The organism is Streptomyces sp. NPDC059355, from assembly GCF_042752335.1.
Lineage (GTDB): Bacteria > Actinomycetota > Actinomycetes > Streptomycetales > Streptomycetaceae > Streptomyces.
Genome location: NZ_JBHYXN010000006.1, coordinates 95980 through 116863, shown reverse-complemented (window position 1 = coordinate 116863; position 20884 = coordinate 95980). Strand labels below are relative to the sequence as shown.

At 73.9% G+C, this 20884-nt stretch carries 15 protein-coding genes and 1 pseudogene; 15 read left to right on the top strand and 1 reads right to left on the bottom strand.

The annotated features are described in order from the left end of the window. The first annotated feature begins 157 nt into the window (after positions 1-157). The 7 genes and pseudogenes from ssd to ACFXGI_RS08210 form a co-directional block, all read left to right on the top strand. Positions 158-1300 carry a septum site-determining protein Ssd gene (gene ssd, locus ACFXGI_RS08240; RefSeq protein WP_384704646.1) on the top strand — a complete coding sequence of 381 codons (1143 nt, stop codon included), beginning with the start codon at positions 158-160 and terminating at the stop codon, positions 1298-1300. Beyond that, on the top strand, positions 1297-2445 hold the full coding sequence (locus ACFXGI_RS08235; RefSeq protein WP_384704645.1) for a TadA family conjugal transfer-associated ATPase: 1149 nt from the start codon (positions 1297-1299) through the stop codon (positions 2443-2445). Before ssd ends, ACFXGI_RS08235 begins: the two co-directional genes overlap by 4 nt. Positions 2446-2450: 5 nt before the next feature. Beyond that, positions 2451-3326 carry a type II secretion system F family protein gene (locus ACFXGI_RS08230; RefSeq protein ID WP_384704750.1) on the top strand — a complete coding sequence of 292 codons (876 nt, stop codon included), beginning with the start codon at positions 2451-2453 and terminating at the stop codon, positions 3324-3326. Next, a complete protein-coding gene (locus ACFXGI_RS08225; RefSeq protein ID WP_384704644.1) occupies positions 3326-4102 on the top strand; it encodes a type II secretion system F family protein in 777 nt (258 codons plus the stop codon). Before ACFXGI_RS08230 ends, ACFXGI_RS08225 begins: the two co-directional genes overlap by 1 nt. A gap of 118 nt (positions 4103-4220) precedes the next feature. Continuing rightward, positions 4221-4418 (top strand): DUF4244 domain-containing protein, encoded by a 198-nt coding sequence (locus ACFXGI_RS08220; protein ID WP_107048229.1) that lies wholly within the window; start codon positions 4221-4223, stop codon positions 4416-4418. Beyond that, a complete protein-coding gene (locus tag ACFXGI_RS08215; protein ID WP_384704643.1) occupies positions 4405-4782 on the top strand; it encodes a TadE family type IV pilus minor pilin in 378 nt (125 codons plus the stop codon). The genes ACFXGI_RS08220 and ACFXGI_RS08215 overlap by 14 nt, the downstream gene beginning before the upstream one ends. Then, positions 4779-5039 (top strand): annotated as a pseudogene (locus tag ACFXGI_RS08210) (Rv3654c family TadE-like protein); the annotation flags it as partial. The gene ACFXGI_RS08215 and the pseudogene ACFXGI_RS08210, both read left to right, overlap by 4 nt. A 146-nt stretch (positions 5040-5185) precedes the next feature. Here ACFXGI_RS08210 and ACFXGI_RS08205 read toward each other — a convergent pair. Continuing rightward, on the bottom strand, positions 5186-7639 hold the full coding sequence (locus tag ACFXGI_RS08205) for a DEAD/DEAH box helicase (protein WP_384704642.1): 2454 nt from the start codon (positions 7637-7639) through the stop codon (positions 5186-5188). A gap of 81 nt (positions 7640-7720) precedes the next feature. Here ACFXGI_RS08205 and bldG point away from each other — a divergent pair, with 81 nt between their 5' ends. The 8 genes from bldG (at position 7721) to tmk (ending at position 20836) form a co-directional block, all read left to right on the top strand. Continuing rightward, positions 7721-8062: an anti-sigma factor antagonist BldG gene (gene bldG, locus ACFXGI_RS08200; protein ID WP_030152678.1), complete on the top strand. Its 342-nt coding sequence runs from the start codon at positions 7721-7723 to the stop codon at positions 8060-8062. Between the two features lie 120 nt (positions 8063-8182). Continuing rightward, positions 8183-8623, top strand: a complete 441-nt coding sequence (locus ACFXGI_RS08195; RefSeq protein WP_384704641.1) for an ATP-binding protein — start codon at positions 8183-8185, stop codon at positions 8621-8623. A gap of 326 nt (positions 8624-8949) precedes the next feature. Further along, a complete protein-coding gene (locus ACFXGI_RS08190) occupies positions 8950-11358 on the top strand; it encodes a sodium-translocating pyrophosphatase (RefSeq protein ID WP_384704640.1) in 2409 nt (802 codons plus the stop codon). 172 nt (positions 11359-11530) lie between these two features. Beyond that, complete coding sequence (locus ACFXGI_RS08185) at positions 11531-12097, top strand: small secreted protein (protein ID WP_384704639.1); 567 nt, start codon at positions 11531-11533, stop codon at positions 12095-12097. Positions 12098-12314: 217 nt separating this feature from the next. Beyond that, on the top strand, positions 12315-13820 hold the full coding sequence (locus tag ACFXGI_RS08180; RefSeq protein ID WP_384704638.1) for a methyltransferase: 1506 nt from the start codon (positions 12315-12317) through the stop codon (positions 13818-13820). Between the two features lie 277 nt (positions 13821-14097). Continuing rightward, positions 14098-14295, top strand: a complete 198-nt coding sequence (locus tag ACFXGI_RS08175) for a hypothetical protein (RefSeq protein ID WP_384704637.1) — start codon at positions 14098-14100, stop codon at positions 14293-14295. 315 nt (positions 14296-14610) lie between these two features. After that, positions 14611-17433 (top strand): type I DNA topoisomerase, encoded by a 2823-nt coding sequence (gene topA / locus ACFXGI_RS08170; RefSeq protein ID WP_384704636.1) that lies wholly within the window; start codon positions 14611-14613, stop codon positions 17431-17433. A gap of 124 nt (positions 17434-17557) precedes the next feature. Then, complete coding sequence (gene tmk / locus ACFXGI_RS08165; protein WP_384704635.1) at positions 17558-20836, top strand: dTMP kinase; 3279 nt, start codon at positions 17558-17560, stop codon at positions 20834-20836. Positions 20837-20884 lie beyond the last annotated feature (48 nt).

Below are 20884 nucleotides of genomic sequence, written 5' to 3'. Positions count from 1 at the left end.
TTCCGGATGGCCTCACGGTGATTCCGGCCGCGAAGTCCGCGGTGCCGGGATTTGCAGTGAGAAGGGGGCGGAGATCGTGGCTGGATCGAAGTCGTGTGAACTGCCGGAGCGCGTGGAAGCAGGCGGAATCAGGCCATTGGGCGCTCCGGGCGGGGCTGTGCCCGGTGGCGGGCGGCCACTGATCATCACCGAGGACCCGCTGCTGCTCGACGACCTGCTGCGGCTGTGCGCGGCCGCGGGCGCCGAGCCGCATGTGCACCATGCGGTGCCCGAGCAAAGCGGAGGCGGTGGCGGCGGGGGTGCCGGGAGGGGCGAGAGCGGTTCCGGAGCCGCCCTGGAGACGGGCGGGAGCGTCGGATGGGAGTCCGCGCCGCTCGTGCTCGTCGGAGACGATGCCGCCCGCCGGGTGCGCGGCGCTCCGCGTCGGGGCGGGGTGCTGCTCGTCGGCCGGGATCCGGACGATCCCCTCGTGTGGCAGCGGGCGGTGGAGATCGGCGCCGAGGAGGTGCTCCGGCTCCCCGACGCCGAGAGCCGGCTCGTCGACCGCATCGCCGATGTGGTGGAGGGCGCCGGCAAACCGGCCCTCGCCGTCGGGGTGATCGGCGGCAGCGGCGGGGCCGGAGCCTCCACCCTCGCGTGCGCCCTCGCCCTCCGGGCCGCCCGCGCCGGGGAGCGGACCATCCTCATCGACGGGGACCCGCTCGGCGGCGGTATGGACGTACTGCTTGGGGGCGAGAGCGCCGAGGGACTGCGCTGGCCGGACTTCGCGGGCTCGCGGGGCCGGGTGGGCGCCGGAGCGCTGGCGGAGTCCCTGCCGGAGCTGCACGCCCTGCGGGTCCTCAGCTGGGACCGCGGGGACCGGGTGGTCGTGCCGCCCGCGGCGATGCGCTCGGTGCTGGCCGCCGCGCGCCGCCGGGGCGGGGTGGTGGTCGTCGACCTGCCCCGGCGGGTGGACGAAGCCGTGGCCGAGGCGCTGGCCCAGCTGGATCTGGTGCTGATGGTGGTGCCGGGCGAGTTGCGGGCGGTGGCCGCGGCGGGCCGGGTCGCGGCCGGGGTGCGGATGGTGGCCCGGGACGTCCGCGTGGTCGTACGGGGCCGCTGTCCGGGCGGGCTCGACGCCGAGGCGGTGGCCGGGCTGCTGGGGGTGCCGCTCGCCGGGGAGGTACCGGTCGAGGTGGGGCTCCCGGGGCGGGTCGCCGAGGGGGAACCGCCGGGCGGGCAGGGGCGCGGAGCGCTGGCCCGGTTCTGCGACGGCTTCTGGCGGCGGGCGCTCGGCCCCGCCCAGGGGGTGACGGCATGAGCGCCGTACTCCTGGACGCGGTGCGCCAGCGGCTGGCCGAGAGCGGGGCGGAGCCGACCCCGGCCCGGGTGGCGGCGGCCCTGCGGGCACAGGGCCGGCTGCTCGGGGATGCGGAAGTGCTGGGGGTGGCGGCCGAGTTGCGGTCCGAACTGGTCGGTGCCGGCCCGCTGGAAGCCCTGCTCACCGACCCGGAGGTCACCGACGTCCTGGTGGCCGCCCCGGACCGGGTGTGGGTGGACCGCGGGGGCGGGCTCGAGTTGACCGGGGTGACCTTCGCCGACGCCGATGCCGTGCGCAGGCTCGCCCAGCGGCTGGCCGCCGTCGCCGGTCGGCGCCTGGACGACGCCCGGCCCTGGGTGGACGCCCGGATGCCGGACGGCACCCGGCTGCATGCCGTGCTGCCGCCCGTGGCGGTCGGCTCGGCCTGCCTGTCGCTGAGGGTGGTGCGGCCGAGGGCGTTCACGCTGGACGAGTTGGTCGAAGCGGGCACGCTGCCGCCCGGCGGGCAGCGGCTGCTCGGGGACATGGTCGAGGCCCGGCTGTCGTTCCTCGTCTCCGGAGGCACCGGCACCGGCAAGACCACGCTGCTCAGCGCCCTGTTGGGGCTGGTCGGCCCCGGTGAGCGGATCGTCCTGGCCGAGGATTCGGCCGAGCTGCGCCCCGACCATCCGCATGTCGTGCGGCTGGAGACCCGGCCGGCCAACCAGGAGGGCGCGGGCCTGGTCACCCTGGCGGATCTGGTCCGGCAGGCGCTGCGGATGCGCCCGGACCGGCTGGTCGTCGGCGAGGTCCGGGGCGCGGAAGTGGCCGATCTCCTCGCGGCCTTGAACACGGGCCACGAAGGAGGCTGCGGCACGGTCCACGCGAATGCCGCCGCGCACGTGCCGGCCCGGCTGGAGGCCCTCGGGACCTCCGCCGGGCTCGACCGGGCGGCCCTGCACAGCCAGTTGGCGGCCGCGCTGACCCTGGTGGTCCATCTGGTCCGGGACCGGGCCGGGCGGCGCCGGGTGGCCGAGGTGCACGTGCTGGAGCGGGACGCCGCCGGGCTGGTGGTCACCGTACCGGCGCTGCGCTGGTCGGCCCGGGGCTTCGCGCGGGAGCGGGGCTGGGAGCGGCTGCGTCCGCTGCTGCGGGGTGCGCGGTGAGCGGCGTGGCCGCGGCGCCGGTGCCGCTGTTCGCCGGGGTGCTCTGCGCGGGGACGGCCGCCTGGGCGCTGGCCGGGGGAGACCGGGTGTCCCGGCGGGCCCGGGTGGTGCTGGCCGGGGGCGGGCCCGTGGTGCCCCGTGGTCCGGTGTGCCGTGAGCGGCTGCTGAGCGCGGTCCGGGTACGGGCCGTGCGGTGGCGGGAGTGGTCCTGCCTCGGGGTCGGGCTCGTGGTTGCGCTGCTCGGCGGGTCGGTGATCCCGCTGGCGGCGGGCGCGGCGGCGGTGCCGCTGGTGCGGCGGTGGCTGCGGGTCCGCCGACGGGAGCGGGAGCGGGGCGCCCGGGCCGCCGGGGTGATCGCGCTGTGCGGGGCGGTGGTGGGCGAGCTGCGGGCGGGGGCCCAGCCGGGGCAGGCGCTGACGGCGGCGATACGGCGGACGGTCGCGGGCCCGGGCGGTCCGGGCCCGGCGGAGGCGGGGGTGCTGGCCGCCGCGGCGTTCGGCGGGGACGTTCCCGCGGCGTTGCGGCAGGCGTCGCGGGAGCCCGGGGCGGAAGGGCTGGCCGGGATGGCCGCGTGCTGGTCGATCTCGGTGGACGGGGGTGCGGGGCTCGCGGCCGGACTGGACCGGCTGGAGGGGGCGTTGCGGGCCGAGCGGGACCGGCAGGAGTCCCTGCGGGCCCAGTTGGCGGGGGCCAGGTCGACGACGGCGGTGCTGGCCCTGCTGCCGCTGGTCGGCCTGCTGATCGGCACCGGGCTCGGCGCGGACCCGCTGCGCGTGCTGCTGCACACCCCGGTCGGTTGGGGCTGCCTGCTGGCCGGCGGGGTGCTGGAGGCGCTGGGGCTGCTGTGGTGCCGGCGGATCGTACGGGCGGGGGAGCGGTGATGGGTGACTTCGTGATCCACAGGCTGGGGACGGCGCTGTGCCTCGCGGTGGCGGTGCTGTGGGCGGCTTCGGCGGTCGCGGCCCGGATCCGGGCGCGGGCGGCCCGGCGCAGGATCGCCGCGCTGCTTTCGGTCGCACCGGCGCGGCGGGCACCGGTGTTCGGGTCCGCGATACGGGCGGTGGTGACGGTGTGGGCGGGCCCGGCGGGGGCGTTGCTCGCGGCATGGGTACTGGTCGGCGGAGTGCCGGGGGTGCTGGCCGGCTGCGGTGCGGCGATCGGGGTGTGGCGCTGGCTGCGGAGGGCGCGGCCGCCGGCCGGGGTGGATCCGCGGGAGGCGCAGCGCCAGCTCCCCTTCGCGGCCGATCTGTTGGCCGCGTGCCTCGCGGCCGGGGCGGCGCCGGTGGCAGCCGCCGAGGTGGTGGGTGAATCACTGGGCGGTCCGGTCGGCGAGCGGCTGGCGCTGGCCGGGGCCGAGCTGCGGCTCGGAGGAGAACCGGGAGCCGCGTGGGGGAGGTTGGCGCAGATACCGGGCGCCCGGGCCCTCGCGGAGTGCCTGGAGCGGGCCGCCCGGACGGGGGCCCCGGCCGCGGAACCGGTCTCCCGCCTGGCGACGGCCCTGCGCGAGGACCGGGCGCGGCAGGCCGGTGCCCGGGCGCAGCGGGCGGCGGTGCTCGTGACCGCTCCGGTGGGGCTGTGTTTCCTCCCCGCGTTTCTCGCGGTCGGAGTGGCTCCGGTGGTGATCGGAATGGCCTCCGGCCTTCTCTCCGCCACCTGAAGTCACATCAGAAACTCCGGCAACTCGTCTCTCACGGTGCCCCTCAACTCGGTGCCTGAAAAAGCCAGTCGGATCATCACTGAGATCACGTCAAGAACCGAATCAACAGGAGGTTGTCATGAGGATCATCTGGTTTCGTCTGCGGTCGGCGATGGGCGGTCGTGCGAACGACGCGGGCATGTCCACTTCCGAATACGCCATGGGCACGATCGCGGCGTGTGCATTCGCAGCCGTTCTGTACAAGGTGGTGACGAGTGACGTGGTCTCCACGGCACTTCAGTCGACCATCGGGAAGGCGCTCGATGTGCCGTTCTGAGGAAAGGCGGCGGGGTCCGGACGACCGGGGATATGTGACGGCGGAGGCCGCCCTGGTGATTCCCGCGCTGGTGCTCTTCGCGGCGCTGCTGGTGTGGGCGCTGATGGCGGCGGCCGCGCAGATCCGGTGTGTGGACGCGGCCCGGGCCGGTGCCCGGGCGGCGGCCCGCTCGGAGCCGCCGGGCGTGGCGGAGGCGGCGGCCAGGGCGGCCGCCCCGCCGGGGGCGCAGGTGGGGCTGGAGCGGGAGGGGGACCTGTGGCGGGTCCGGGTGTCCGCGCCGGCGCCGGGCCCGGGCGGACTGCCGGTGCGGCTCGGGGCGCAGGCGGTGGCACTGGCCGAGGACAGCGTGGGGCCGCCGCCATGAGCCGGGACCGCGGCTCGGCGACGGTGTGGGCGGCCTTGGTCGCGACGGCGCTGGGGGCGGTGTTCGGCGGGGTGCTGCTGCTCGGCCAGGCCGTCGTGGCCCGGCACCGCGCGGCGGCGGCCGCCGACCTGGCGGCCCTGGCGGCGGCCGCGACCTGGACCCACGGCCCCGAGGCCGCCTGCGCCGCGGCCCGCCGCGTCGCCGGGGCCCAGGGCGCGGCGGTGGCCTCCTGCACCGTCCACGGTGAGGTCGCCGAGGTGGCGGCCCGCCCCGCGACGGGCTTCTTCGCCCCGACGATCACCGCCCGGGCGGGCCCGCCCGGGCCGGCCGCCGACCGGCCCGGGTTCGCGTACGGGGCCGTCCGGCCGGCTGGGACCGGCGCACGGGCCCCGTACGGGGGCCCTCAGGCGGGCGGGGCCTCGGACAGGAGGCGGGTGAGGAGGCGGATCGCGCCGCGTTTGTGGAGCGGGTCGTTTCCGTTGCCGCACTTGGGCGACTGGATGCAGGACGGGCAGCCGGCCTCGCACTCGCAGGCGGCGATCGCGTCGCGGGTCGCCGTCAGCCAGGCGCGGGCCGTGCGGAAGGCCCGCTCCGCGAAGCCGGCTCCGCCGGGGTGGCCGTCGTAGACGAACACGGTCGGGAGGAGGGTGTCGGGATGCAGCGGGACGGAGACCCCGCCGATGTCCCAGCGGTCGCAGGTGGCGAAGAGCGGGAGCAGGCCGATGGAGGCGTGCTCGGCGGCGTGCAGGGCGCCGCCGAGGATCTCCGGGTTGATCCGGGCCTCGTCGAGCTGGTCCTCGGTCACGGTCCACCACACGGCCCGGGTGCGCAGGGTGCGGGGCGGCAGGTCCAGCTTGGCCTCGCCGAGCACCTCGCCGGTGATCAGTTTGCGGCGCAGGTACGAGACGACCTGGTTGGTCACCTCGACCGAGCCGAAGCAGAGCCGGGCCGGACCCCAGGGGATCTCGGTCTCGGTCTCCAGGACGGAGATGGAGGTGGTGTCGCGCGCGGTGGTCGAGAACGGCGGGCTGGACTCCTCGACCAGCGCCACCGATTCCTCCAGGTCCAGCTGTTTCACCAGATAGGTGCGGCCCTGGTGGAGGTGGACGGCCCCCTCGTGCACGGCGGTGTGGGCCGCCGACTCGTCGACCGTGCCCAGCAGCCGCCCGGTGGCCGCTTCGACGATATGCACCGGGCGGCCGCCCCCGCCGCGGATGTCGGTCAGGTCCGAGGCCCGCTCCCGGCGGGTCCAGTGCCAGGCCGTCGCCCGGCGGCGCAACAGCTTGGCCGCCTCCAGCTGCGGGATCAGCTCCGCGGCCGCCGGGCCGAACAGGGCGAGGTCCGGCTCCGTCAGCGGGAGCTCGGCGGCGGCCGCGCACAGGTGCGGGGCCAGGACGTACGGGTTGTCCGGGTCCAGGACCGTGGCTTCCACCGGTCGGCGGAACAGGGCCTCCGGATGGTGGACCAGATACGTGTCCAGGGGGTCGTCTCGGGCGATCAGCACGGCCAGGGCGCCCTGGCCCGAGCGGCCGGCCCGGCCTGCCTGCTGCCACAGGGAGGCGCGGGTGCCCGGGTAGCCGGTGATCAGGACGGCGTCCAGGCCCGAGACGTCCACGCCCAGCTCCAGGGCCGTGGTGGCGGCCAGCCCGAGCAGCTCGCCGGAGTGCAGGGCCCGCTCCAGGGCGCGGCGCTCCTCGGGCAGGTAGCCGCCCCGGTAGGCCGCGACCCGCCGGGGCAGGGACCGGTCCACCTCGGCCAGCCGCTCCTGGGCGATCACCGAGATCAGCTCCGCGCCGCGCCGGGAGCGGACGAAGGCGACCGTACGGACCCCCTGGACGACCAGGTCGGTCAGCAGGTCGGCGGTCTCGGCCGTGGCGGTGCGGCGCACCGGGGCGCCCTTCTCGCCCCGCAGCTCGGTCAGCGGCGGCTCCCACAGGGCGAAGACGACCTCGCCGCGCGGGGAGGCGTCGTCGGTGACCTCCAGCACCGGTACGCCCGTCAGACGGGACGCTGCGGCCGCCGGATCGCTCGCGGTGGCCGAGGCCAGCAGGAAGACCGGATCGGCGCCGTAGCGGGCGCACAGCCGCCGCAGACGGCGCAGCACCTGGGCCACGTGGGAGCCGAAAACGCCCCGGTAGGTGTGGCACTCGTCGATGACCACGTAGCGCAGCGCGCGCAGGAAGGACGACCAGCGGGGATGGGCGGGGAGGATGCCCCGGTGCAGCATGTCGGGGTTGGTGAGCACGTAGTTCGCGTACTGGCGCACCCATTCGCGTTCCTCGACCGGCGTGTCGCCGTCGTAGACCGCGGGCCGGACCGCGTTGCCGAGGGGAGCGGCCAGCTCTCGCACGGCGCGCCGCTGGTCGGCCGCCAGGGCCTTGGTCGGGGCCAGGTAGAGGGCGGTCGCACCGCGCCCGTTCGGGGCCTGCGCCCCGTCCGCGAGGGCCGAGAGCACGGGCGCGAGGTAGGCCAGCGACTTGCCCGAGGCGGTGCCGGTGGCGACGACCACCGACTCGCCGTCCAGGGCGTGCTCGGCGGCCGCGGCCTGGTGTTCCCACGGATGGTCGATGCCCGCGGCCCGGATCGCGGCTACGACATCCGTTCGGATGCGGTCGGGCCAGACTGCATGACGACCCTCCCGAGGGGGCAAGTGCTCCGTATGGGTGATGCGCGCAGCTCGAGAAGGCCCCCGTGAGAGCCGGTCCAGGACCGTGCCGGGAGTGGGTCGAGGGTCCTCGGGTGCCGTGGGCCGACCGGGACGGTGAGTATTGGCCATTGGAACCGAGTGTGTCACCGGCGTGCGGGACAATGGTCGGAAGGCGTCGTGCGCGCCTGCCGGTAAGTGATTGAATGCCATCGCGGCAGCCAATCCCTCCCCTGCCTACGGGTGGGGAGGCCCCTGGGGGGCGCCGCTCGATAGCAAGGTGCTGGAGGATCCGTGGACCTGTCCCTGTCGACTCGCACTGTCGGCGACCGCACGGTCGTGGAGGTCGGTGGCGAGATTGATGTGTATACCGCGCCCAAGCTGCGCGAGCAGTTGGTCGAGTTGGTGAACGACGGCAGCTACCACCTGGTTGTCGACATGGAGCGAGTGGACTTCCTCGACTCCACCGGGCTTGGTGTGCTCGTGGGAGGTCTCAAGCGCGTCCGTGCACATGAGGGCTCGCTGCGTCTGGTGTGCAACCAGGAGCGCATCCTGAAGATTTTCCGCATCACCGGCCTGACGAAGGTGTTCCCGATCCACACGACCGTGGAAGACGCCGTCGCGGCCACCGACTGACGGTTTCACCCTCCGCGGCGCCTCACGGCGCCGCGGAGGGGAGCCGAAGAGGAGCGGGGGCGCGGGCCGACAGCGGTCCGGGCCTCTGTAAGGCACGCCCGTAGTCCGAGGGGGACGCGCATGGCCACCGTTGAACTGCGCTTCAGCGCCCAGCCCGAGCACGTCAGGACGGCCCGCCTCGTCGCGGCCGCCGTGGCGCGGCGGGCCGGCGTGGACGAAGCCGTGCTCGACGAGGTCCGCCTCGCCGTGGGCGAGGCCTGCTCGCGCGCCGTCGGTCTGCATCTCAGCAACGGGCTGACCGCGCCCGTCCGGGTGGTCCTGACCGAGGAGGAGAAGCTGTTCTCCATCGAGGTCGGCGACGAGGTGCCCGGACCGGCCGGCGGCCCGGAGGGCGCCATGTCCGGCATCGACGCCGCCCTGGACCCGGACACCGACACCGAGGACGAGATGGGTCTCGCGGTGATCAGCGGGCTCGTCGACGACGTCGAGGTGACGAGCGGGGAGGCGGGCGGGACCATCCGGATGAGCTGGCCCGTGTCCGGCGCGTCCGATCTCCCGTAGGTCCCGTCGGGCTTCGCACGTCCCGCCGGTGTTTCGCACGTCCCGCGGGTCCCGCCGGTATCACAAGTCCCGCGGTTCGGAGATTCTTCCGATCTTCATCAAGGCCCTGCTGAGCAGGGCCTTTTTTCATACCCCGGGGCATTTCCTAGATCGATGATCAGGCGTCAATGCCTTTGCCCCATTACCTCTTTCGGGGGTAATGGAGTGACGCGATCTATTGCTGAGGAGCAAGAGCAGGCCAATTCCGTTTCCTGCGCACTGTTTTGATCGGGAAGAGCTCCCTACAATCCGTCCACATCTTGAGCTCATCACGTCAAGGAGGACGAATGACGGGGCTCTTCACCCCCAACGCGCCGATCGGGAACTCCGATCTGGCAGCCGCCGTACTCACCGATGACAATCGGCTCATCGTCATGGTGATCGCGGCCGTGGCACTTGCCGCACTCGTCGTCGCGCAGATCCTGGTCCGCCAGGTACTCGCCGCCGACGAGGGAACCGACAGCATGAAGAAAATCGCCGCCGCCGTCCAGGAAGGCGCCAACGCCTACCTCGGCCGGCAGCTGCGCACCCTCGGGATCTTCGCCGTCGTCGTGTTCTTCCTGCTCTTCCTGCTCCCCGCCGACGACTGGACGCAGCGGGCAGGGCGTTCCGCCTTCTTCCTCGTGGGCGCCGTCTTCTCGGCGGCCACCGGCTACATCGGCATGCGCCTCGCGGTCCGCGCCAACGTGCGCGTCGCCGCCGCGGCGCGCGAGGCCACCCCCGCCGAGGGCGAGCCCGCCAAGGACCTCACCGACGTCTCGCACAAGGCCATGCGGATCGCCTTCCGCACAGGCGGCGTCGTCGGCATGTTCACCGTCGGCCTCGGCCTGCTCGGCGCCTCCTGCGTCGTCCTGGTCTACGCCGCCGACGCCCCCAAGGTCCTGGAGGGCTTCGGCCTCGGGGCCGCCCTGATCGCGATGTTCATGCGCGTCGGCGGCGGCATCTTCACCAAGGCCGCCGACGTCGGCGCCGACCTGGTCGGCAAGGTCGAGCAGGGCATTCCGGAGGACGACCCGCGCAATGCCGCGACCATCGCCGACAACGTGGGCGACAACGTCGGCGACTGCGCCGGTATGGCGGCCGACCTCTTCGAGTCGTACGCCGTCACCCTCGTGGCCGCGCTCATCCTCGGCAAGGCCGCCTTCGGCGACCTCGGCCTGGCCTTCCCGCTGATCGTGCCCGCGATCGGCGTCATCACCGCCATGATCGGCATCTTCGCGGTCTCCCCGCGCCGCTCCGACCGGAGCGGAATGACCGCCATCAACCGCGGCTTCTTCATCTCCGCCGTGATCTCGCTGGTCCTGGTCGCGATCGCGGTCTTCGTCTACCTGCCGTCCAGCTACAAGGACCTCATCGGCGTCGAGAACGCCACGATCACCAACCACTCCGGCGACCCGCGCATCCTGGCCCTCGTCGCCGTGGCGATCGGCATCCTGCTCGCGGCCCTGATCCAGCAGCTGACCGGCTACTTCACCGAGACCAACCGCCGTCCCGTCCGGGACATCGGCAAGTCCTCCCTGACCGGCGCGGCCACCGTCATCCTCGCCGGCATCTCCGTCGGCCTGGAGTCTGCCGTGTACACGGCGCTGCTCATCGGCCTCGGCGTGTACGGGGCGTTCCTGCTCGGCGGTACGTCGATCATGCTCGCGCTCTTCGCGGTGGCCCTGGCCGGCACCGGCCTGCTCACCACCGTCGGCGTCATCGTCGCCATGGACACCTTCGGGCCCGTCTCCGACAACGCCCAGGGCATCGCCGAGATGTCCGGCGACGTCGAGGGCGCCGGTGCGCAGGTCCTGACCGACCTGGACGCCGTCGGCAACACCACCAAGGCCATCACCAAGGGCATCGCGATCGCCACCGCCGTACTCGCCGCGGCCGCGCTGTTCGGCTCGTACAACGACGCCATCGCGAACGCGGTCAAGGAAGTCGGTGCCAAGGCGGGGGAGATGAACCTCAGCCTGGACATCGCCCAGCCCAACAACCTGGTCGGGCTGATCCTGGGCGCGGCCGTCGTGTTCCTGTTCTCCGGGCTCGCCATCAACGCCGTCTCCCGCTCCGCGGGCGCCGTCGTCTACGAGGTGCGCCGCCAGTTCCGCGAGCACCCCGGGATCATGGACTACACCGAGCAGCCCGAGTACGGGCGCGTCGTGGACATCTGCACCAAGGACGCCCTGCGCGAGCTCGCCACGCCCGGCCTGCTCGCGGTCCTCACCCCGATCGCCGTCGGGTTCTCGCTCGGCGTCGGCGCGCTCGGCTCGTTCCTCGCGGGCGCCATCGGCACCGGCACCCTGATGGCGGTCTTCCTCGCCAACTCCGGTGGCGCGTGGGACAACGCGAAGAAGCTCGTCGAGGACGGCCACCACGGCGGAAAGGGCAGCGAGGCCCACGCCGCGACCGTCATCGGCGACACGGTCGGCGACCCGTTCAAGGACACCGCCGGTCCCGCGATCAACCCGCTGCTCAAGGTCATGAACCTGGTGGCGCTGCTGATCGCCCCCGCGGTCGTGCAGTTCAGCTACGGACCCGACACGAGCGCGACCGTACGCGCGATCGTCGCGGTCCTGGCCATCGGCGTCATCACCGGCGCGGTGTACATCTCCAAGCGCCGCGGCATCGCGGTCGGGGACGACTCCGAGGGCGAGGGCGCGCCCGCCGAGCGGGCGGCCCAGCAGGCCGATCCCGCGGTGGTTTCCTGACCCGAGGGGTGACCCCCGAAGGGGCCTGCGGGCCGCCCGGCCCGAGGACTCGAAGCTACGCCCGAACGGCGGACAGGCGGCGCGGACTGACGCGCCGTCTGTCCGCCGTTCTGCGTGCCCGGATGGCGGACGTGTATCTTCCGGGCCGAGAGCCTTCGAAGGGACCAATCCGGTGAACAAGAAGTTTGCGGCCGCGGTGTCCGGCGGTGCGGTACTGATGATCGTGCTGTCCGGTTGCGGCGGCGACGACGGGGACCAGAAGGCCAACGCCTGGGCCAAGAAGGTCTGCGACAAGTGGCAGCCCGAGCTGAAGAAGATCGAGACCGCCAACGCGGACATCAAGCGGGTGGCGACCGAGAGCAGCAAGCCCGAAGAGGTCCAGACGACCGACTCGGCGGCGTTCGGGACCATGTCCACCTCGTACAAGGCGATGGGGGCCGCCCTGCAGGGGGCGGGAGTTCCGCCGGTCAAGGACGGCCAGACGACGCAGGGAACGGCGATCAAGGGCTTCGAGGAATCGTCCAAGGGCTACGCCGACCTGAAGGCGAAGATGGACGCCCTGGACCCGAAGGACCAGACGAAGTTCGCCGAGGGCCTCAAGGACGTGGCCGGCGGACTCGAGGAGGCCACCAAGGGCGGCAAGAACGCGCTCGGCACGCTCAAGGCCGGCGGCCTGGACAAGGCGATGAACGGCCAGAAGGGCTGCCAGGTCGCGGCGCCGTCGGCCTCGCCGAAGTGACGTGGCCCGCGGCCGCCGTTGAGGGCGGCCGCGGCATGCGTACGCGGACCGGGGCGGCCGGGGCCGCGAGGAACCCGGCCGCCCCGGCGCATGCCGGGCCGCCGTCGGCGGCGGTGGTACCCGTGGGGAGCGGCCACCGGCCGCGCGGCGCACGCATCGTCGGCATCAGCGGCCGCGCGGCATACGCATCGGCGGCGCCAGCCGACACAATGGACCGGTGAGTACCACCAGCCTTCCCTCGCCCGACCGCGCCGCCGAGCTCCGCACGGCCCTGCTCGCCGCCGGCTTCACCGCCGACGGCCTGCTCGACCTGCTCGGCGCCCCCGCCTACGCCGCGCTGGCCCGCAGCGAGACGGTCCCCGCCCTGCGCGCCACGCGCGGCCGCGGTGACGGCCCGCTCGCGAGCCTGGTCCGGCTGTTCCTGCTGCAGCAGCCGGAGCCGTACGTGAACGCCGCCCGGGCGCTGCCCGTCGAGGCCGCGCTGGCGGACGGCTGGCTGCGCCGCGAGGGCGATGAGCTGCACGCCACCGTCGACGTGCGCCCGTACGGCGGTCCCGACGGCGAGGACTGGTTCATCGTCTCCGACCTCGGCTGCGCCGTCGGCGGGGCCGGCGGGATCGGCAGCCGCGAAGAGGGTGTCGTCCTCGGCGTCGGCGGGGCCTCCACCACCCTGGCCGGGATCACCGTCCGCACCCCGGTCGGCAGCGCCCTCGACCTCGGCACCGGATCCGGCATCCAGGCCCTGCACGCCGCCCAGCACGCCACCCGGGTCACCGCCACCGACGTCAACCCCCGGGCCCTGGACTTCACCCGGCTGACCCTGGCGCTGTCCGGCGCCCAGGAGGCCGAGCTGCTCCAGGGGTCGCTGTTCGAGCCGGTCGGCGAGGCCGCCTACGACCTGATCGTGTCGAACCCGCCGTTCGTGATCTCCCCCGGCGCCCGGCTGACGTACCGAGACGGCGGGATGGGCGGCGACGACCTGTGCCGGACCCTCGTCCAGGAGGCCGGCGCGCATCTCAATCCGGGCGGGTACGCGCAGTTCCTCGGCAACTGGCAGCACGTGGAGGGCGAGGACTGGCACGACCGGGTCCGCGCCTGGGTGCCGCGCGGCTGCGACGCGTGGATCGTGCAGCGTGACGTGCAGGACGTCACGCAGTACGCGGAGCTGTGGCTGCGCGACGCGGGCGACCACCGCACGGACCCCGCCGAGTACGCGCGGCGCTACGAGGACTGGCTGGACGAGTTCGAGGCGCGCAAGACCAAGGCCGTCGGCTTCGGCTGGATCACCCTGCGGCGCAGCGACGCGGCGGAGCCCTCGGTCGTGGTCGAGGAGTGGCCGCACTCGGTGGAGCAGCCGCTCGGCGACGCCGTCGTGGCCCACTTCGCCCGGCAGGACTACCTGCGGGACCACGACGACGCGGCCCTGCTGGAGGCCCGCTTCGTGCTGGCGGCGGAGGTCGTCCAGGAGCAGGTCGGCGCGCCCGGCGCGGAGGACCCGGAGCACGTGGTGCTGCGGCAGAACCGCGGGATGCGTCGGGCGACCAAGGTCGACACGGTCGGGGCGGGCTTCGCGGGAGTGTGTGACGGCTCACTCACGGCGGGCCGGATCCTGGACGCCATCGCGCATCTGGTGCAGGAGGATCCCGTCGTGCTGCGGGACCGGACTCCGGAGGCGATCCGGGTGCTGGTCGAGCAGGGATTCCTGGAGCCGGCCGACGGCTGACCGGGTCCTCGGCCGACGGCTGAGCGGGCCTTCGGCCGACGCCTCGGCCGCTCCCTCCGGCTTCTCCGGCGGCGTCCCCGGCAATACCGCCGAGGTCTCGGCCGGGGCGTCCGGCCGTGGCCGAAACCCTCATGTAACCCCGGGTTCGCAGGCCGTTACGCAGCGTCTGGCAGCCTCGTGCCCAGGAGGCGGCCGCGGACCGGCCACGGGGATCCGGGGGGACCCGTACGGGGCCCTCAGAGCGGCCCGGAGGCAGGCGGGAGTAGGGGGGAGCGGCATGGAGAGCGGTCCGGCGATCTTCGAGGCGACCGTGTTCCTGCTGTTCGGAACGGCCCTGCTGGGCTGGACGGGGGCGTGCGCGGCGCGCCGGGCGCCGGTGGCCGAGGGTGTGCGCCCCGCCGTGGCCGTTGCGCTGGCCCTGCTCGCCGCCGGGACCTCCCTGGCGCTCGGCGTCTGGTGCCTCGTACGACGGTGATCGCGGGCCTGCCCGCAGGCCGGATCGGAGCCTGATCGCCGACCCGGCACCGGCGCGCCGACCCGCGCGGCCGCGCGGCATGAAGCAGGACGTCAGAGGGTGTGCGGGGGCGGGGCCAGACGGCCCTCTGGCCACCCGGCCCGGTGATCGCTACGGGTCGGGCGCGGTATCCGGGCGGCAGAAATGGCACTTGTCGGGTTACCGTTCGAGTGGCCGTTGCGGGCTTCTGCCGTTTGACACGGGGGCGGGTTGTACCGTCACACTCCGCAGCGTCGCCGTACCGCGACCGAGTGCCGACCGGAGAGAAGAGCCAAGTTGTCCCCGACTAGCGAGACCGCAAAGGGCGGCCGCCGACTCGTCATCGTCGAGTCCCCTGCCAAGGCGAAGACGATCAAGGGCTACCTCGGCCCGGGATACGTCGTCGAGGCGAGCGTCGGGCACATCCGCGACCTCCCGAGCGGCGCGGCCGAGGTTCCCGACAAGTACACCGGCGAGGTCCGCCGTCTCGGCGTCGACGTCGAACACGACTTCGCGCCGATCTACGTCGTCAATGCCGATAAGAAGGCCCAGGTCAGGAAGCTCAAGGAGCTGCTGGCCGAGTCCGACGAACTCTTCCTCGCCACCGATGAGGACCGCGAGGGCGAAGCCATCGCGTGGCACCTGCAGGAAGTCCTCAAGCCCAAGGTCCCCGTCCACCGGATGGTCTTCCACGAGATCACCAAGGACGCGATCCGCGACGCCGTCGCCAACCCGCGCGAGCTGAACCAGCGCATGGTCGACGCCCAGGAGACCCGCCGCATCCTCGACCGCCTCTACGGCTACGAGGTCTCGCCGGTCCTGTGGAAGAAGGTCATGCCGAAGCTGTCGGCGGGCCGCGTCCAGTCGGTGGCCACCCGCCTCGTCGTCGAGCGGGAGCGCGAACGCATCGCCTTCCGCTCCGCCGAGTACTGGGACCTGACCGGAACCTTCTCCACCGGCCGCGCCGGTGACGCCTCCGACCCCTCGACGCTGGTCGCCCGCCTGAACACGGTGAACGGCAAGCGCATCGCGCAGGGCCGCGACTTCGGCTCGACCGGGCAGCTCAAGAGCGAGGTGCTGCACCTCGACGAGGCGAACGCGCGGGCGCTGGCCGCCGCGCTGGCGGACACCTCGTTCGCCGTCCGCTCGGTCGAGTCCAAGCCGTACCGCCGCTCCCCGTACGCCCCGTTCCGCACGACGACGCTCCAGCAGGAGGCCTCGCGCAAGCTGGGCTTCGGCGCGAAGGCGACGATGCAGGTGGCGCAGAAGCTGTACGAGAACGGCTTCATCACCTACATGCGTACGGACTCCACCACGCTCTCCGACACCGCGGTGTCGGCGGCGCGGGCGCAGGTCACGCAGCTCTACGGAGCCGACTACCTGCCGGAGAAGCCGCGCGTCTACGCGGGCAAGGTCAAGAACGCGCAGGAGGCGCACGAGGCGATTCGCCCTTCGGGTGATCGTTTCCGCACCCCGGCCGAGACGGGCCTGACCGGCGACCAGTTCCGCCTGTACGAGCTGATCTGGAAGCGGACCGTCGCCTCCCAGATGAAGGACGCGGTCGGCAACTCGGTCACCGTCAAGATCGGCGGCCGCGCCTCTGACGGCCGGGACGCCGAGTTCACCGCCTCCGGCAAGACGATCACCTTCCACGGGTTCATGAAGGCGTACGTCGAGGGCGCGGACGACCCGAACGCCGAGCTCGACGACCGCGAGAAGCGGCTGCCGCAGGTCGCGGAGGGCGACGCGCTGTCGGCCGAGGAGATCACGGCGGACGGCCACTCGACCAAGCCGCCGGCCCGCTACACCGAGGCCTCGCTGGTCAAGGAGCTCGAAGAGCGCGAGATCGGCCGCCCGTCGACGTACGCGTCGATCATCGGCACGATCCTGGACCGCGGGTACGTCTTCAAGAAGGGCACGGCGCTCGTGCCGTCCTTCCTGTCGTTCGCCGTGGTCAACCTGCTGGAGACGCACTTCGGGCGGCTCGTCGACTACGACTTCACCGCGAAGATGGAGGACGACCTCGACCGCATCGCGCGGGGCGAGGCCCAGTCCGTGCCGTGGCTGAAGCGGTTCTACTTCGGCTCCGAGGACGCGACCGAGGTCGTGCCGGCCGACGGCGACCACCTCGGCGGCCTGAAGGAGCTGGTGACCGACCTCGGTGCGATCGACGCCCGGGAGATCTCCTCCTTCCCGGTCGGCGAGGGCATCGTGCTGCGCGTCGGCCGCTACGGGCCGTACGTCGAGCGCGGCGAGAAGGACGCGGAGGGCCACCAGCGGGCCGACGTGCCGGAGGAACTGGCTCCCGACGAGCTGACGGTCGGGTACGCGGAGGAGCTGTTCGCGAAGCCGAGCGGCGAGTTCGAGCTGGGCAAGGACCCGGTCAGCGGGAACGAAATCGTCGCGAAGGACGGTCGCTACGGGCCGTACGTGACGGAGATCCTGCCCGAGGGCACCCCGAAGACCGGCAAGAACGCGGTGAAGCCGCGGACGGCCTCGCTCTTCAAGTCGATGAGCCTGGACACGGTCACGCTGGACGAAGCGCTGAAGCTGATGTCCCTTCCCCGGGTCGTGGGCGCGGACGCGGAGGGCGTGGAGATCACGTCCCAGAACGGCCGCTACGGCCCGTACCTGAAGAAGGGCACGGACTCGCGGTCGCTGGAGACCGAGGACCAGCTGTTCTCGATCACCCTCGACGAGGCCCTCGCCATCTACGCCCAGCCGAAGCAGCGGGGGCGGGCCGCGGCCAAGCCGCCGCTGAAGGAGCTGGGCACGGACCCGGTCAGCGAGAAGCCGGTGGTGGTCAAGGACGGCCGCTTCGGGCCGTACGTGACGGACGGCGAGACGAACGCGACGCTGCGGCGGGACGACGACGTCGAGACGATCACGCCGGAGCGCGGCTACGAGCTGCTGGCGGAGAAGCGCGCGAAGGGCCCGGCCAAGAAGACGGCGAAGAAGGCCCCGGCCAAGAAGGCGCCCGCGAAGAAGGCCACGGCGACCAAGACCGCCGCGGCGAAGAAGACGACGACGGCGAAGAAGACCGCCGCCAAGAAGACGACGACGGCGAAGAAGACGGTCGCGAAGAAGGCGGCCGCCGCCGCCCCCTCGTCGGACGACTGATCGACCCCCGGGCCCGTGCGGATCGCACGGGCCCGGGGCCTTCGCGCCGCAGTGGGGCCGGGGTCACACCGGACGGTCATCCACAGGCTCCGCAGCTGCCAAGCGCAGCGGATAGGCTGGGCGGATGACGCGAGCCGAGCAGCCAACGGTCGTGACCGCCCCCGCGAACCCCACCTACGACGAAGCCCTCGCCGCGGATTCCCGCGAGCGTGCGGTGCGCGCCCTGCTGCGCACCCCCAGGCTGCGCCGGCTGTGGAGCGCCCAGCTGGTGAGCGGCATCGGTGATGCCCTCGCCCTGTTGGTGCTGGTGCTGGTGGCCTTCCAGACGGCCGTCTCCGAAGAGACCCTCGGCGGCGGCTACCAGGGCTGGGCCCTCACGATCGCCGCCGTGTTCGGCGTCCGGATCCTTGCCACCCTGATCTTCGGCGCCGTCCTGCTCGGTCCACTGGCCAAGCTCCTCGCTCCGAAGGAGGCCGGCGGCAAGCTGGACCGCCGCTGGACGATGATCGGCGCCGACGGCATCCGGCTCGGCCTGTTCGTCGTCGCCCCGCTCTGGCTCGACTGGATCCCGGCCCAGGCGCTGACCGCGCTGCTGGCCACCGTCTTCGTCTCCGGCGTCGCCGAGCGGCTGTGGACCCTGGCCAAGGACAGCGCGGCCCCCGCCCTGCTGCCCTCGCCGCCGCCCGAGGGGGCGACCGTACGGCCGCTGCCCGACCACCTCGACGCGCTGCGCCGGTTGAATCTGCGCACGTCCTTCGCCGCGCTGCCCGTCGCCGCAGCCGTCCTGCTCGCCGCGACCCTGGTCGGCAAGGCCCTCGGCCTCGGCGTGGACTGGTTCGCGGCGAACCAGGCCGCCCTCGGCTCGTACGTGGCCTCCGGCCTCTTCGCGGCGTCCGTGTCGCTGCTGCTCCCGCTCGTGCTGCCCGCCGCGAAGACCCCGCGCCCGCGGTCCCCGCTGGAGGGCCTGCGGGCCCCCAAGACGGGGGACCGCCCGGAGAAGGGGCGTACGGGGGCCATTCCACTGCTCGTCCTGGCCTGCGCCGCCGTCGCCGGAGCCGTGGCCGGTGCGGCCGCCGTCGCCGTCCTGCACGCCTTCGACCTGGGCGGCGGCCCCGCCACCTTCTCCCTGCTCGTCCTGGCCCTGCTCGGCGGCACCGCCGTCGGCATCCGAGCCACCCAGGCCGGCAAGGTGCTGCCCGCGCTGTCCCGGCGCCGGCTGCTGGCCCTCGCCATCGCGGTGGCCGGGCTCGCGCTGCTGCTGACCGGGCTGGTCACGGACACCGCGACCGTCCTGTTCCTGTCGCTGCTCGCCGGCACCGCCGCAGGCGTGGCCGCCAACACCGGGCACACCCTGCTCGACCAGGAGACCGAGGAGTTCCGCCGGGCCCGGGTCACCGAGCACCTGCAGGCCGTCGTACGGGTGGCCGTGGGCATCGGAGCCGTCCTGGCCCCGGCCCTGGCCGCGGCCATCGGCCCGCACCGGCTGGCATCCGGGGACGTCGTCTTCGCGCACGGCGGGGCCGCCTTCACCCTGATGCTGGTCGGCGCCCTGCTGCTGCCGGTCGCCGTCGTCGTGCTCGCCAAGGCCGACGACCGCAGCGGCGTACCGCTGCGCCGTGACCTGCGCGAGGCACTGCGCGGCGGGGAGCCGGTGCAGGCCGCGTCCGACGCCGGGTTCTTCATCGCCCTGGAGGGCGGGGACGGAGCCGGCAAGTCCACCCAGGTCGAGGCGCTGGCCGACTGGATACGGGGCAAGGGCCACGAGGTCGTCGTGACCCGCGAGCCGGGGGCCACCCCGGTCGGCAAGCGGCTCCGCTCGATCCTGCTCGACGTCTCCTCGGCCGGGTTGTCGAACCGCGCCGAGGCCCTGCTGTACGCCGCGGACCGCGCGGAGCACGTGGACACCGTCGTCCGGCCCGCACTGGAGCGCGGCGCGGTCGTCATCTCCGACCGCTACATCGACTCCTCGGTCGCGTACCAGGGCGCCGGGCGCGACCTGTCCCCGACCGAGATCGCCCGGATCTCGCGCTGGGCCACCGACGGGCTCGTCCCGAACCTGACCGTGCTGCTCGACGTATCGCCGGAGACGGCCCGCGAGCGGTTCACGGAGGCGCCGGACCGGCTGGAGTCGGAGCCGGCCGAGTTCCACCAGCGGGTCCGCGCCGGGTTCCTGACGCTGGCCGCGGCCGACCCCGGGCGCTACCTGGTGGTCGACGCCGGGCAGGACCCCGAGTCCGTGACCACCGTCGTACGCCACCGCCTGGACCGGACGCTTCCGCTCTCGGAGGCCGAGGTGGCCGCCCAGGCCGAGGCCCGGCGCAAGGCCGAGGAGGACGCCCGGCGCAGGGCCGCGGAAGAGGCGGCGCGCAAGGCGGAGGAAGAGCGGCTGCGCGCGGAGGAGGAAGCCCGGCTGAAGGCCGAGGCGGAAGCCGCCCGGATCAAGGCCGAGGCCGAGGCCGCCCGCAAGGCGGAGGAGGAGCGGCTGCGCGCGGAGGAGGAAGCCCGGCTGAAGGCCGAGGCCGAGCGGCTGCGCGCGGAGGCCGAGGAGAAGGCCCGCGCCGCGGAGGCGGAGCGGCTGCGCAGGCAGGCGGAGGAGGAGGCCCGGCTGCGCGCCGAGGCCGAGGAGCGGCGGCTGGAGAAGCAGCGGCGGGCGGAGGAGGCCCTGCTGAGGGCCGAGGAGGCGCGCCGGCTGGCGGAGGCCTCGGCGGCAGCGGCGGCTGCGCAGGCCGCGGCGGCCGCTTCGGCTTCGGCGGCGGCATCGGCGCCTGCCCCGGCTGCGGCGCCTGCTCCGGCTCAGGCGGCTCCGGCGCCCAAGGTGGCGATGACCAAGGATCCGCTGCCGGACGACGCCGTGACCGTGGAGACGCCGCTGGTCAAGCGGGTCGTCCAGCCGGACGACGTGACGCAGACCGTCCCGGTGCCGAAGATCGACCCGGCGGCGGAGACCTCGGTGCTGCCGGCCGTTCCGCCGGCCGGCCCCGCGGACGAGACGGCGGTCCTGCCGCCCGTACCGGCAGCCGGTCCGACCGACGAGACGGCGGTGCTGCCTCCCGTACGCCCGTCCCGTACGAGCCCCGCGGCCGGTCAGGCCCCGTCCGGCCCGGCCCGGTCCGCCAAGCGGCCGACGGCACGGCGTCCGGAGGAGAGCCCGGCCGACCGGGTGCCGCCGGGCATCTTCCGGGATGCCGAGGACGCCACGCGCGAGCTCCCGGTCTTCGGAGCCGACGGCCTCCCGGGCGGGCAGGGCCGGGAGGACCGGCAGGACCAGTCGACGCGGCCGGGCCGGCCGCGGCCCGCCTGGGCCGAGGAGACCCCGCTCGACGATCTGCCGACCCTGGCGGACGAGCTGCTCGGCACGCGCCGGGACGACGAGGGCGAAGAGGGCGGTCCGCGCCGCCGCTGACGGGGTGTGTCAGCGGCGCCCGCCACACTGGGGGCGGGCAGGAGCAGG

Bases quoted from the DNA above. Each gene is read 5' to 3' on its own strand.
- ACFXGI_RS08235 (WP_384704645.1), top strand. From the start codon at position 1,297: ATGAGCGCCGTACTCCTGGACGCGGTGCGCCAGCGGCTGGCCGAGAGC.
- ACFXGI_RS08225 (WP_384704644.1), top strand. From the start codon at position 3,326: ATGGGTGACTTCGTGATCCACAGGCTGGGGACGGCGCTGTGCCTCGCG.
- ACFXGI_RS08220 (WP_107048229.1), top strand. From the start codon at position 4,221: ATGAGGATCATCTGGTTTCGTCTGCGGTCGGCGATGGGCGGTCGTGCG.
- ACFXGI_RS08215 (WP_384704643.1), top strand. From the start codon at position 4,405: ATGTGCCGTTCTGAGGAAAGGCGGCGGGGTCCGGACGACCGGGGATAT.
- ACFXGI_RS08205 (WP_384704642.1), bottom strand. From the start codon at position 7,639: ATGGCATTCAATCACTTACCGGCAGGCGCGCACGACGCCTTCCGACCA.
- ACFXGI_RS08195 (WP_384704641.1), top strand. From the start codon at position 8,183: ATGGCCACCGTTGAACTGCGCTTCAGCGCCCAGCCCGAGCACGTCAGG.
- ACFXGI_RS08190 (WP_384704640.1), top strand. From the start codon at position 8,950: ATGACGGGGCTCTTCACCCCCAACGCGCCGATCGGGAACTCCGATCTG.
- ACFXGI_RS08175 (WP_384704637.1), top strand. From the start codon at position 14,098: ATGGAGAGCGGTCCGGCGATCTTCGAGGCGACCGTGTTCCTGCTGTTC.
- tmk (WP_384704635.1), top strand. From the start codon at position 17,558: ATGACGCGAGCCGAGCAGCCAACGGTCGTGACCGCCCCCGCGAACCCC.